Below are 12451 nucleotides of genomic sequence, written 5' to 3'. Positions count from 1 at the left end.
ATGACGGCCTGGGGCCCGAGCGGCTCGACGCCGCCGGCGCCGCCCGGCGCTTCTCCGCCGGCACGGCCACGACCATCGGCATGATCGCGCTGTTCGCGCTGGTCTTCGGCTTCGGCCTCTGGGCCGCCCTGACCAACATCGCCGGGGCGATCATCGCCGCCGGCGAAGTCGACGTCGAAACCCGCGAACAGGTGGTCCAGCACCCCGACGGCGGCGTGGTCGGCGAGATCATGGTCAAGGACGGCGACGTCGTGGCCGCCGGCGACGTGCTGCTGCGCTTCGACGACACGCTGCAGGGCTCGGAAGCCACCATCCTCGACGGCCAGTACTGGGAGCTGGTCGCCCGCCGCAACAGGATGGAGGCCGAGCAGTTCGGCGGCGAGGTCATCGACTTCGACCCACGCCTGATCGAAAAGGCCAAGACCGACAAGGCGATCAAGGTCATCGTCGACGGCCAGCAGGCGCTGTTCGACACCCGCCTGCGCGCCCTGTCGGAAACCACCGAGCAGCTGCGCGAACGCCAGTCCCAGATCCGCCAGCAGATCGAGGGCGCCGAAGCGCAGGTCACCTCGCTCTCGCGCCAGACCGAGCTGATCGAGCAGGAGCTGGTCGGCCAGCAGAAGCTCTACGACCAGGGCCTCGCCCAGCTCACCCGCCTGCTGTCGCTGCAGCGGGAGGAGGCGCGCCTTCAGGGCGAGGTCGGCTCGCTGATGGCCTCCATCGCCGAATTCCGCGGCAAGGTGGCGGAGATCGAGATCCAGATCCTGCAGACCACCACCCAGCGGCAGGAGCAGGCGATCACCCAGGTCCGCGACATCCAGTATCAGGAGAATCAGGTCCGCGAGCAGCTCGCCTCGATCAACGAGCAGCTGAGCCGGATGGAGGTGCGCGCGCCCATCGCCGGCACGGTCTACGGCTCCACCGTCTTCGCGCGGCGCGCCGTGGTCAGCCCGGCGCAGCCGATCCTCTACATCCTGCCTTCCGACGTGGAATTCGTGTTCAACGCCCGCATCGAGCCGATCCATGTGGACGAGGTCTTTCCCGGCCAGGCCGCGACGCTGCGCTTCTCGGCCTTCAGCTCGCGCACCACGCCCGAAATCGACGGCCACGTGGTCAAGGTCTCGGCCGACACCATCGTCGACGAGCGCACCGGGCAGAGCTATTACCCGGTCGAACTCGCGCTCGACCCGGGCGAGGAAACCAAACTGGACGGGCATGTGCTGGTCCCCGGCATGCCGGTCGAGGCCTATATCAAGACCTATGACCGCACGCCGCTGAACTACCTGATCAAGCCGGTCGAGGACTACTTCGCCAAGTCGCTGCGCGAGGACTGAGCCCCCCTGCGCGCCCGCGCGGGCTTGCGCGACGCGGCGCGTAGGGGCACGGTCCCGCGCAACGCCCCGGCGCGCCGCCTGCGCGCCGGGGCCCACGCGACCCGCACATGCGAACCTCAGGAGACCCCGATGACCGGCAAGATCGACGCGCGCCTGGCCGAACTGGGCATCACGCTGCCCACCCCCCCGGCGCCCGCCGCCGCCTATGTGCCCTTCGTGAAGGCGGCAGGCCTGGTCTACATCTCCGGCCAGGTCTCGGCCGGGCCGGACGGGCTGATCGTCGGCAAGCTCGGCGCCGACACCGACATCGCGGCCGGCGCCGCCGCGGCCAGGACCTCCGCCATCTCGCTCATCTCCCAGCTGAAAGTCGCCTGCGACGGCGATCTCGACCGGGTGAAGCGCGTGGTCAAACTGACCGGCTTCGTCAACTCCACCCCCGATTTCCCCGACCACCCCAAGGTGATCAACGGCTGTTCCGAGCTGATGGTCGCCGTGTTCGGGGCCGAAATCGGCTCGCATGCCCGCTCCGCCTTCGGGGTGGTCAACCTGCCCTTCGGCGTCGCCACCGAGGTCGAGGGCGTCTTCGAGATCGCCTGACACGCCGTCCGCCGGAGATCCGCCATGTCCCGACTGCCCGCCGTCTTCCTCGACCGGCCCATCGCCCATCGCGGCCTGCACGACCGCAAGGCCGGGGTGGTGGAGAATTCGCTCTCCGCGATTCGGGCGGCGGCGGCGGCGGGCTATGGAATCGAGATCGACCTGCAATGCTCGTCCGACGGCGAGGCGATCTGCTTCCATGACGACGACCTGCAGCGGTTGACCGGCCAGCCCGGCGAAATCCGGGAATGGCGGGCGGACGACCTGGCGGAGCTGAAGCTGATCGGCGCCGCCGACGGCGACCGCATCCCCAGTTTCGCGGAAGCGCTGGAGGCGGCCGGCGACGCGCCGCTGCTGGTCGAGATCAAGCGCCAGAGCGCGTCGGTCGGCGCGGGCAAGCTGGAATTCCGCACCGCCTCCCTGCTCGCGGACCATGCGGCCGCCGGGGGGGGCCCGGTGGCGGTGATGAGCTTCGATCCCCGCTCCGTCGCCTGGTTCCACGCCCATGCGCCCGAGATCGTGCGCGGCCTCGTCTCCATGGACTGGACCCGCGACGAGGAGGGCGGCGAGTTCGACCCCGAGACCCGGCGCGAGCTGACCGACATGGCGAGCTTCGAAACCTCGGAGGCCGACTTCTTCTCCTACCGCTGGCGCGACCTGCCGACCCCGCGGGTGCGCCGCCTGCGCGAGGCGGGGGTGCCGGCGCTGTGCTGGACCACGCGCAGCCTCGAAGAGGACGCGACCGCCCGTCGCCACGCCGACAACGTGACCTTCGAAGGTTACCTGCCGGTTTCGTGACGCGCCGGCGCGGCGGCTTTCCATTGACCTGAGGCGCGCCGCCCCCACCCTGGTGCGGGACGCAGCCGGCCGGAGAGGCTCGCCATGGACGGATCCGACATCGTCGAAATCACGGTGCTGAGCGGGCTCGACGAGATCGAGCCGCAGGTCTGGGATCATTGCGCCGACCCCGGCGGGGCCCCGGGGCGCGCCGCCGACAACCCTTTCGTCACCCACCGTTTTCTGCGGGCGCTGGAGGTGTCCAGGTCGGTCGGCGGGCGGTCGGGCTGGACGCCCCGGCATCTGGTGGCGCGCCTCGGGGGGACGGTGATCGGGGTCATGCCGCTCTACATCAAAACCCATTCCCAGGGCGAATACGTCTTCGATCATTCCTGGGCCCATGCGTTCGAGCGGGCGGGCGGCGACTATTACCCCAAGCTGCAATCCGCCGCGCCCTTCACGCCGGCCACAGGCCGCCGGTTTCTGGTCGCGCCCGACGCGCCCCAGGCCGCGGCGCTCGGCGCGCTGGTCCAGGGCGCGGTGCAGATCGCGGCGGAGAACGGGTTGAGCTCGCTGCACATCACCTTCTGCACCGAGACGGAATGGGAGGCGGGGGCCGAGCTCGGCCTGCTGCAGCGGGTCGGCGAGCAGTTCCATTGGGTGAACCACGGCTACGCCGATTTCGACGCCTTCCTCGCAGATCTCTCGTCGCGCAAGCGCAAGAACATCCGCAAGGAGCGCGCCGCGGCGCAGGCCGGGGTGCAGATCCGGGCGCTGACCGGCGACGATCTGCGGCCAGAGCATTGGGACGCGTTCTGGCGGTTCTACCAGGACACCGGCTCGCGCAAATGGGGCACGCCCTATCTGACCCGCGCCTTCTTCGACGAATTGCAGGCGACCCTGCGCGACGACGCCCTGCTGATTCTGGCGTATCGCGACGGCCAACCCATCGCCGGCGCCCTGAACTTCATCGGGCGCGAGGCGCTTTACGGCCGCTACTGGGGCTGCAGCGCCCACCACCCCTGCCTGCATTTCGAGGCCTGCTACTACCAGGCCATCGACTACGCGATCGCCCACGGGCTGGCGCGGGTCGAGGCCGGCGCGCAGGGCGAACACAAGCTCGCCCGCGGCTACCTGCCCGCGAAGACCCATTCGCTGCACTGGATCGGCGATCCCGGTTTCCGCCGCGCCGTCGCCGACTATCTGGAGGCCGAGCGTCGCGCCGTGGGCGACGAGATCGACTGGCTGTCCGAGCGGAGCCCGTTCCGCAAGGGCGACCTCGGCGCGCAAGTGGAGGAACATGACTGATGCGACCCGTGAAACTGGAAGGCCAGGCCCGCGCCATGGCGCTCGCCCCCCTGCTCAATTCGGGATGGACGGAGACGGAGGAGCGTGACACCATCGCCAAGCTATTCCGTTTCAAGGATTTTTCGGAGGCGTTCGGCTGGATGACCCGGGTGGCGATGGTGGCCGAGAAGATGGACCACCACCCTGAATGGTCGAATGTCTACCGGGCGGTGGAGGTCGAGCTGACCACCCATGACGCCGACGGGGTCACCGCGCTGGATGTGGAGATGGCGATGGCGATGGATCGAATGGCGGGGTGAAGCCGGCGGCTCCGCCCGCACATCGCGCCATATTCCGCGCCTGACCACGCTGCGGGAGCGCACGCGAAGCCATTGTATCCGATTGAAACAAAACGTCCCGCCCGGTTCCCCGGGCAGAACGTTCTGATTTCGGGCCGTTTCGATCCCGCGGACCGCCCCCGCAAAGGGGCGGGCAGGGTTCAGTCGGCGGTCAGCAGCGGCGGCTTCCTGGCGTTGGCGAGCTTCGGCGCATCCGGCTTGCTGATCTCGAGGTTCAGCTTGCCGTCCTTGACCCCGACCTTCACCAGGCCGCCCTTGGTGAGCTTGCCGAACAGCAGTTCCTCAGCCAGGGGCTTCTTGATGTGCTCCTGGATCACGCGGCCCAGCGGACGCGCGCCCATGCGGTCGTCGTAGCCGCGCTCCGCCAGCCACTCGGCGGCGGGCCGGGTCAGTTCGATCGACACGCCCCGATCCATCAGCTGACCCTCGAGCTGGAGGACGAACTTCTCGACCACCTGCAGGATGACCTCCTTGGGCAGCGGGCCGAAGGAGATGACGGCGTCCAGACGGTTGCGGAACTCCGGCGTGAAGGTCCGCTCGATGGCCGCGGTATCCTCGCCCTCGCGCCGGTCGCGGCCGAAGCCGATGGCCGACTTGGCCAGCTCCGACGCGCCGGCGTTCGAGGTCATGATCAGCACCACGTTGCGGAAATCCACCGACTTGCCGTTGTGATCGGTCAGCTTGCCGTGGTCCATCACCTGCAGGAGGATGTTGAACACGTCCGGATGGGCCTTCTCGATCTCGTCGAGCAGCAGCACGCAATGCGGATGCTGGTCGATGCCATCGGTCAGCAGGCCGCCCTGGTCGAAGCCCACATAGCCCGGAGGCGCGCCGATCAGGCGGGAGACCGAGTGCTTCTCCATGTATTCCGACATGTCGAAGCGGATCAGCTCCACCCCCAGGGTCGAGGACAGCTGCTTGGCCACCTCGGTCTTGCCGACGCCGGTCGGGCCGGCGAACAGGTAGTTGCCGATCGGCTTCTCGGGTTCGCGCAGACCGGCCCGCGACAGCTTGATCGCCGAGGCCAGGGCCTCGATCGCCGCGTCCTGGCCGAAGACCACGCGCTTGAGGCTGGCTTCCAGGTCGCGCAGCGTCTCGGCGTCGTCCTTGGAGACGGATTTCGGGGGGATGCGGGCGATCTTGGCCACGACCTCCTCGATCTCCTTGGGCGTGATGGTCTTGCGGCGACGCGATTCGGGCAGCAGGTGCTGGGCGGCGCCCGCCTCGTCGATGACGTCGATGGCCTTGTCGGGCAGCTTGCGGTCGTTGATGTAGCGGGCCGACAGCTCCACCGCGACCTTGATCGCCTCGCCGGTGTAACGGACCGAGTGATGCTCTTCGAAATAGGGCTTGAGACCCTTGAGAATCTTCACCGTGTCTTCGACGGTCGGCTCGTAGACATCGATCTTCTGGAACCGACGCGACAGGGCGCGGTCCTTTTCGAAGTGCTGGCGGAATTCCTTGTAGGTCGTCGAGCCCATGCAGCGCAGCCCGCCCGACTGAAGCGCGGGCTTCAGCAGGTTGGAGGCGTCCATGGCCCCGCCGGAGGTCGCGCCGGCGCCGATCACGGTGTGGATCTCGTCGATGAACAGGATCGCGTCGGGATGGTCCTCAAGCTCCTTGACCACCGCCTTGAGCCGCTCTTCGAAGTCGCCGCGATAGCGGGTGCCGGCCAGCAGCGCGCCCATGTCGAGCGAGAAGATGGTGGCGCCGGCCAGCACGTCCGGGGTCTGGCCGTCGACGATCTTCTTGGCGAGACCCTCGGCGATGGCGGTCTTGCCCACGCCGGGATCGCCCACCAGCAGCGGGTTGTTCTTGCGGCGACGGCAGAGGACCTGGATGCAGCGCTCGACTTCCGACTCGCGGCCGATCAGCGGATCGACGTCGCCCTTGCGGGACTTGACGTTGAGGTCGACGCAGTACTTGCCGAGCGCGGATTCGTCCTTCTCGGCCTCCTTCTCCTGGCGGGGGCCGGAGGTGGGGCGCGTCGTCTCCTCCTCCTCCGCGCCGCGCACCGGGCGCGACTCGCCATAGGCGGGGTTCTTGGCCACGCCGTGGGAGATGTAGTTGACCGCGTCGTAGCGGGTCATGTCCTGCTCCTGCAGGAAGAAGGCGGCATGCGACTCACGCTCGGCGAAGATGGCGACGAGCACGTTGGCGCCGGTCACTTCGGTGCGGCCGGAGGACTGGACATGAATGGCGGCGCGCTGGATCACCCGCTGAAACCCGGTGGTCGGCGCGGCTTCGGACCCGTCGACATCGGAGACGAGCGCTTCCAGCTCGTTGTCCACGAAGCGGGTCAGGCTTTCGCGCAGGGTGTCGAGATCGACCCCGCAGGCCTTCATCACCCGGGCCGCGTCGGGTTCGTCGATCAGAGCCAGTAACAGATGTTCGAGGGTCGCAAGCTCATGCTTGCGCTCGTTCGCGAGGCTCAGCGCGTAGTGGATGGCTTCCTCAAGGGTCTTGGAGAACGAGGGCATAGCGCGTCACCTTTCCGCTGGAACCGCGCGGGGAGGCCGCGCGGAGCGATCCGGGCGGGCCCGTGGAACCGGGCCCTTGGATCGTAGTGCACCACTAAACTTCGAGTTTGTCAGCAACGGATCAAGGGTCGGTTACCGCGATCCGGAAATTTTGCGGGCCCGCGCTCCAAACAAGGTCGTGAGCGGAGCGGACGCAGGGGCGGGCGACAGCCTGCGCCTTATTCCTTCTCCATGGTGCACTGCAGCGGGTGTTGATGCTGCTGGGCATAGTCCATGACTTGCGTGACCTTGGTTTCGGCGATCTCGTAGGAGAACACGCCGACCACGGCGAGGCCGCGGCGATGGACGGTGAGCATGATCTCCACCGCGCCCTCATGCCGCAGGCCGAAGAACCGTTCGAGCACGTGAACCACGAACTCCATCGGCGTGTAGTCGTCGTTGAGCAGCAGAACCTTGTACATCGACGGCTTCTGCGGCTTCGTCCTCGGCTTGACCGCGAGCGCGCCGTCCGGGTCGCCGCCGCCGGGTTTCACGGGCGGAGGGCCCGCCGTGACCGGCACGCAGGAAACCGCCGCGTCGCCCGGGGCGCCGTGGTCGAGACTCACCTGATCGAAGACGGGATCTGCGTGCATGAGGCGATCATATATGACTCGGCCCCCACTAAAAAAGGGGCCGAAGCCCCCTTTTCGCCCGACACGCGCCGGATTTTATCGAAGCGGCTGCTGCGGCGGCGGAAAGCCCGCGCCGCAGCGCGCCGATCAGCGCTTGGCCAGCTCGGCGGCGGCGGTCATCCGTGCGGAGATCGGCTCCATCGCTTCCTTGGCGGCGGCCATGGCCATCTCGTTGACCTTGGTCATCTGCTTCATGTAGCCGTCGAAATAGGTCTTGGCGAAATCCGACTGCTTCTCGACCAGCTCCATCACCGACTTGGACGCGGCCATGTCCTTGGCGGCGGCCATCGATTCCTCGACGGATTTCTTGGAGTAGCTCATCAGCTCGCCGTTGATCTCTTCGGCGGACTTCATCGACGTCGCGGCGGAGGTCTTGAAGGCTTCGAGGCTGGCCTGGTTGAACGCGGCCATGTCCTCGAAGGTCTTGGAGACCTTCTCCATCGACTCGGCCATCGACTTCTGGGCCTCGGCGGCGAACGTCTCGAACTGGGCGGTGGTCTCGGTCATGGCGTTCATGGGGGCGCTCCTATCGAACGATATGTCCAGGCAAGCCGCCCCGGTCTCGGCAGGTCGCGGAGAGGCCATGCAGCCCTTCTGAGCTGCGGGTTGGAGATAGGACTCATGTTGCGTTGCGTCAAGGTAATTATTGCAGCGCAGCGAACATCGTGGCGACGGGAAACTTACCGCCTACACGTTCGATTCACCAGTTTGATTCGGAAATGCAGTATGTTACGTTCAGAAGCGGAGAGATCGCGCGAACCAAGCGCGGCGAGAGCCGACAGGCAACGAAACCGGACGATCGAGGGTGATGATGTTTTGGACAGGACCATGGCGCGTCGCGCGCCTGGCGATGGCCGTGTTGGTGGTGGTGGCGGGCGTGCTCGCAGGAACCCCGGAGACCGCGAGAGCGGCCCCCTACGCGGCCTTCGTGATGGACGCACGCACCGGCGAGGTGCTTCACAGTTCCAACGCCGACAAGCGGCTGCACCCCGCTTCTCTCACCAAGATGATGACGCTCTACCTCGCCATCGAGGCGGTGAAGGCGGGGCGGCTGTCGTTGGATCAGGAGGTCCGAATCTCCTCGCGCGCCGCGCGTCAGCCGCCGTCCAAAATCGGGCTGCGCGCCGGCTCCACCGTATCGATTCGCAACTTGATGCGGGCGGCCGCGGTCAAGTCGGCCAATGACGCCGCCGTGGCGCTGGCCGAAGCCACCGCCGGCTCGGTGGAGAACTGGTCCCAGCTCGCCACCGCGCGGGCGCATTCGATGGGCATGTCGAACACCACCTTCAAGAACCCCAACGGCCTGACGCAGGACGGGCATCTGTCCACCGCGCGCGACATGGCGGTGCTGGGACGGCGGCTGTTCTTCGATCACCCCGAATATTACAACCTGTTCTCGCGGACCACGACCACGGCCATGGGGCGCACCATCCACGCCACCAACCGCCGGCTGCTGTCGTCCTATCGCGGCGCGGACGGGATCAAGACCGGCTACACCCGCGCCGCCGGCTTCAATCTGGTGGCCTCGGCGCATCGCGGCCAGCAGCACATCATCGCGGCGGTGTTCGGGGCGCGGTCCTCGGCGGATCGGACCGCCAAGATCTCGGACCTGCTGGACATGGGCTTCAGCCGCTCGCCGCAGCGCACCGCGATCATCGCGCCGCGCACGCCGTCGATGACCTCGATGACGCGGATGGCCAGCATCCCGGCCCCGCCGGACCGTCCCGACGCGCCGAAGTCGCTGCTCGACCGGGTGGGCGAGGTGATCGCGCCCGCCGCCATGGCGTCGGAGCGGGCGCCGATCTCGGCCTCCCGCCAGGCGCCGTCGCAGGCCCCGGCGCCGCGTCTGCGGCCGGTCACGCTGATCGGCCTCGCCGCCAACATGCCGCCCCGCCGCCCCTGAGGGCGCGGCGAACAGCGAACGAAAAGGGGCGCTCCCGGCCGGGAGCGCCCCTTTTTCATGCGCGACCCGTTGCTTTTTTCGGCCAGGCCGCGCCCGTCAGGACACGTCCTTCATCCCCGGAAGATCGAGCGACCTGATCAGGTCCCGGATCTCCTGCCGGGCCGCGACATGGCTGATCGAGAACGAGAATCCCTGATCGCGCAGATCGAGCAGGGTCAGCCCGTTGAGAAACATCTCGCGGAAGATCACCCGCTCCGAAAACCCCGGCGCGAGGCGGTAGCCGATCCGCTTCGACAGGGTGTCGAGCGCGTCGCCCACCTTGCGCTTGTTGCGCGCATGCACCGTGGCGACGCGGTTGCGCACCACCACCCAGTCCACCGGCTTCAGCCCGGCCTGGGCGCGCAGCTGGCGGGCCTTCCACACCATCTCCGAATAGATCGAGGGCCCGAGCACCTTGCCCGTCTCCGGGTCGATCCGGGCCAGCATGTCGAAATCCACCAGCGAGTCGTTGATCGGCGTGATCAGCGTGTCGGCGGAGGCATGAGCCATCTGGCTGTAATAGCTGTCGGCGCCCGGGCAATCGATGATGATGAAATCGCAGGACCGGTCGAGCTCGGCCAGCGCCTGGGCGAACCAGCGCTCCTCCTCCTGCTCCGCCTCGACCCGGTCGCGCAGGTCGGAGGGGCGCAGCCGGATCTGGCGCGGCAGGACCAGCGCCTGCCCGGTGCGCCTGGCGAAGGCGGCGCGGTTCTCGAGATAGCGGTAGAAGGTGGTCTGTCGCAGATCGAGATCGAGCGCCCCCACCTCGAACCCCGCGCGCGCGATGGCGACGAAGAGATGCATGGCGGTGGTCGACTTGCCCGACCCGCCCTTCTCGTTGCCGGTGACGATGACATGCGCCACGCGGAGCCCCCCTGCGCCTGCGATCCGGGGCCAAGGCCCCGAAGCACCTGTAGCCGAGGGTCGGCACGGGCGAAAGGCGGGGCGTGCGCCGCATCGGCCGGGCCGCGCGCCGGAGCACGGTCCGCAGGCGCGTCCTCGCCGATCGCCGAGGCGTCGGCGTCAGGTGAAAACACCGCCCGATCCACTACAACACATATTACTGAGCACAAATATGATTTTTATGCCAATTCACTAAACGACAAGCATGCGCCCCGCGTTAGCGAGGCGCATGCTTGTCGCGCAGGCCGGATCAGAAATCCAGGCCGGCGAACTTCTTCTTGAAGCGGGTGACGCGGCCGCCGGTGTCCATCAGACGCGCGCCGCCGCCGGTCCAGGCGGGGTGCACCGAGGGGTCGACGTCGAGGGTCATGACGTCGCCCTCCTTCCCCCAGGTGGTGCGCATCTGCACGATGTCGCCGTTGAGCATCTTCACGTCGATGACATGATATTCGGGATGGATGTCGTTCTTCATGGCGCGTCTCTCCCCCGGGCCGCGCCGGGGCTTGCAGTTCCGGGGCCGGGGCTGCTGGGCGCTGTGCGCGGGCATACCCCGTGACTGAGCGCGAGCGAATACAGCGAATCGCAGGGCGCAGCAAGCGCTGCGCCGGATTTTCCCCGACGCATCCGATCAAAGGCCCCGTCGGAACCCTGGCGCGCGGCGGCGCAGCCGCCGGCGGAGGCGGGGGGCTCGACGCCCCTCGCCTCCGCCCGCCCCTCCTTCCGGCCGGACTGTGGCGCGTCGCGCACGCTTCCCGCGCCGTGCAGGCGCCCGCCCCCGCCGCGATTGCCCGCGCGCCCGGCCCCCCTATGGTCACCGGCCTGCGCCCCCGCGATTAGGAGCCGTCCATGTCCGACCTCGCCTCCCCTCCCGGCGCCGCGCGCCGCGCCCGGGCCGGCTTCGCGGTGGCGGTGGTGGTGGTCGACGCCATGGGCATCGGCCTGGTGATGCCCGTCGCGCCCGACCTGCTGGCCGAGATCGCCGGCTTCACCACCGCCCAGGCCGCGCCCTGGGGCGGCGCGATGGCCTTCGCTTACGCCGCCGCCGCATTTCTGTTCGGGCCGCTGATCGGCGACCTCTCCGACCGCTACGGCCGCCGCCCGGTGCTGATCGTCGCGCTCTCGGCGCTCGCCGTCGACTACATGATCGCCGCCGCCGCGCAGTCGCTGTGGCTGCTGATCGCGGCGCGCGCGCTCTCAGGCGTCGCTGGGGCCACCTATTCCGCCGCCGCCGCCTATCTCGCCGACATCACCCCGCCCGAGCGTCGGGCCCGCGCCTTCGGCCTGATCGGGGCGGGGTTCGGCGCGGGCTTCGTGCTCGGCCCCACCATCGGCGGCCTGCTGGGGGAGCTCGGGCCCCGCGCCCCGTTCCTCGCCGCCGCCGGCCTCTGCGCCGCCATGGCCATCGCGGCGGCGGCGGCCCTGCCCGAATCCCTCGCGCCCGCGCTGCGCCGCAAGGTGGACTGGCGGCGCGCCGACCCGTTCTCCGCCCTGCGCGGCGCCGCCCGCCTGCCCGGACTCGGGCCGTTCATCGCCGCCCTCGCGCTGCTCGAGCTGGCCTTCGGAGTCTATCCCGCGATCTGGAGCTTCTACGCCATCGAGGCCTTCGCCTGGACGCCCGCCCGCATCGGCCTGTCGCTGGCCTTCGTGGGGGTGTGCCTCGGCCTCGCGCAAGGCCTGCTGGTCGGCCCGGCCGTGGCGCGGTTCGGCGAGCTGCGTCTGGCCTTCGCCGCCCTCGCCTGCTGCGCCCTGTCGCTGGGGATCTACGCCGCCGCGCCGTCGGAGATCTGGGTGCTGGTCGCCATCCCGCTGATCGCGCTGTCGTCGCTGTCCAACCCCGCCATCGCGGCGCTGATGAGCGGCCAGGTCGCGGCCGACGCGCAAGGCCGGCTGCAGGGCGTGCTGGCGAGCCTGCAGTCCCTGACCGCGGCGCTGGCGCCGCCGATCTTCACCACGATCTTCGAGGTCTTCGCAGGGCCCGGCGCCCCCGTCCACGCCCCCGGCGCGCCCTTCGCGCTGGCCCTCGCGCTGACGCTTGCGGCCCTGATCCCGCTGACCATCGCCCGCCGCCGCCTGCGCCCAGACCCTAACCCCAGACCCTGAA

At 68.8% G+C, this 12451-nt stretch carries 12 protein-coding genes; 7 read left to right on the top strand and 5 right to left on the bottom strand.

From position 1 onward, the window contains the following. The first annotated feature begins 8 nt into the window (after positions 1 to 8). The 5 genes from ACTB72_RS00925 to ACTB72_RS00905 all read left to right on the top strand — a co-directional run bounded on the left by ACTB72_RS00925 (position 9) and on the right by ACTB72_RS00905 (position 4315). Positions 9 to 1334, top strand: a complete 1326-nt coding sequence (locus ACTB72_RS00925) for an HlyD family type I secretion periplasmic adaptor subunit (RefSeq protein WP_463035093.1) — start codon at positions 9 to 11, stop codon at positions 1332 to 1334. Between the two features lie 129 nt (positions 1335 to 1463). Beyond that, positions 1464 to 1931 (top strand): RidA family protein, encoded by a 468-nt coding sequence (locus ACTB72_RS00920; protein ID WP_463035089.1) that lies wholly within the window; start codon positions 1464 to 1466, stop codon positions 1929 to 1931. Positions 1932 to 1955: 24 nt separating this feature from the next. Beyond that, a complete protein-coding gene (locus ACTB72_RS00915; protein ID WP_463035088.1) occupies positions 1956 to 2729 on the top strand; it encodes a glycerophosphodiester phosphodiesterase family protein in 774 nt (257 codons plus the stop codon). Positions 2730 to 2813: 84 nt separating this feature from the next. Beyond that, entirely contained in the window at positions 2814 to 4016 is a 1203-nt protein-coding gene (locus ACTB72_RS00910; protein ID WP_463035087.1) for a GNAT family N-acetyltransferase, read from the top strand. Continuing rightward, on the top strand, positions 4016 to 4315 hold the full coding sequence (locus ACTB72_RS00905) for a 4a-hydroxytetrahydrobiopterin dehydratase (protein ID WP_463035086.1): 300 nt from the start codon (positions 4016 to 4018) through the stop codon (positions 4313 to 4315). Before ACTB72_RS00910 ends, ACTB72_RS00905 begins: the two co-directional genes overlap by 1 nt. Positions 4316 to 4494: 179 nt before the next feature. Here the strand turns inward: ACTB72_RS00905 and clpA are convergent, their stop codons facing one another. The 3 genes from clpA to ACTB72_RS00890 all read right to left on the bottom strand — a co-directional run bounded on the left by clpA (position 4495) and on the right by ACTB72_RS00890 (position 8021). Next, a complete protein-coding gene (gene clpA / locus ACTB72_RS00900; RefSeq protein WP_463035085.1) occupies positions 4495 to 6834 on the bottom strand; it encodes an ATP-dependent Clp protease ATP-binding subunit ClpA in 2340 nt (779 codons plus the stop codon). A 218-nt stretch (positions 6835 to 7052) separates the two neighbouring features. Beyond that, entirely contained in the window at positions 7053 to 7367 is a 315-nt protein-coding gene (gene clpS, locus ACTB72_RS00895; protein WP_463035092.1) for an ATP-dependent Clp protease adapter ClpS, read from the bottom strand. 225 nt (positions 7368 to 7592) lie between these two features. Further along, positions 7593 to 8021 (bottom strand): phasin family protein, encoded by a 429-nt coding sequence (locus tag ACTB72_RS00890; RefSeq protein WP_463035084.1) that lies wholly within the window; start codon positions 8019 to 8021, stop codon positions 7593 to 7595. A 334-nt stretch (positions 8022 to 8355) separates the two neighbouring features. Between ACTB72_RS00890 and ACTB72_RS00885 the strand changes: the two genes are divergently transcribed. Next, positions 8356 to 9408: a D-alanyl-D-alanine carboxypeptidase family protein gene (locus tag ACTB72_RS00885; protein WP_463035083.1), complete on the top strand. Its 1053-nt coding sequence runs from the start codon at positions 8356 to 8358 to the stop codon at positions 9406 to 9408. Positions 9409 to 9504: 96 nt separating this feature from the next. Here the strand turns inward: ACTB72_RS00885 and ACTB72_RS00880 are convergent, their stop codons facing one another. Then, entirely contained in the window at positions 9505 to 10311 is an 807-nt protein-coding gene (locus ACTB72_RS00880) for a division plane positioning ATPase MipZ (protein WP_463035082.1), read from the bottom strand. Positions 10312 to 10600: 289 nt separating this feature from the next. Continuing rightward, the gene (rpmE, locus tag ACTB72_RS00875) at positions 10601 to 10822 is read right to left on the bottom strand and encodes a 50S ribosomal protein L31 (RefSeq protein ID WP_463035081.1); all 222 of its coding nucleotides are present in this window, start codon (positions 10820 to 10822) and stop codon (positions 10601 to 10603) included. Between the two features lie 374 nt (positions 10823 to 11196). Between rpmE and ACTB72_RS00870 the strand changes: the two genes are divergently transcribed. Continuing rightward, entirely contained in the window at positions 11197 to 12450 is a 1254-nt protein-coding gene (locus tag ACTB72_RS00870) for an MFS transporter (RefSeq protein WP_463035080.1), read from the top strand. Position 12451: the final 1 nt, after the last annotated feature.

The sequence above is a fragment of the Albimonas sp. genome (genome assembly GCF_055129145.1).
The sequence above is the reverse complement of the archived record's forward strand: the minus strand, read 5'-3'. Positions and strand labels throughout refer to the sequence as shown.

Coding starts and splice junctions, on each gene's coding strand:
- clpA (WP_463035085.1), bottom strand. CDS start 6,834: ATGCCCTCGTTCTCCAAGACCCTTGAGGAAGCCATCCACTACGCGCTG.
- rpmE (WP_463035081.1), bottom strand. CDS start 10,822: ATGAAGAACGACATCCATCCCGAATATCATGTCATCGACGTGAAGATG.
- ACTB72_RS00920 (WP_463035089.1), top strand. CDS start 1,464: ATGACCGGCAAGATCGACGCGCGCCTGGCCGAACTGGGCATCACGCTG.
- ACTB72_RS00885 (WP_463035083.1), top strand. CDS start 8,356: ATGGCCGTGTTGGTGGTGGTGGCGGGCGTGCTCGCAGGAACCCCGGAG.
- ACTB72_RS00890 (WP_463035084.1), bottom strand. CDS start 8,021: ATGAACGCCATGACCGAGACCACCGCCCAGTTCGAGACGTTCGCCGCC.
- ACTB72_RS00905 (WP_463035086.1), top strand. CDS start 4,016: ATGCGACCCGTGAAACTGGAAGGCCAGGCCCGCGCCATGGCGCTCGCC.
- ACTB72_RS00915 (WP_463035088.1), top strand. CDS start 1,956: ATGTCCCGACTGCCCGCCGTCTTCCTCGACCGGCCCATCGCCCATCGC.
- ACTB72_RS00870 (WP_463035080.1), top strand. CDS start 11,197: ATGTCCGACCTCGCCTCCCCTCCCGGCGCCGCGCGCCGCGCCCGGGCC.
- ACTB72_RS00910 (WP_463035087.1), top strand. CDS start 2,814: ATGGACGGATCCGACATCGTCGAAATCACGGTGCTGAGCGGGCTCGAC.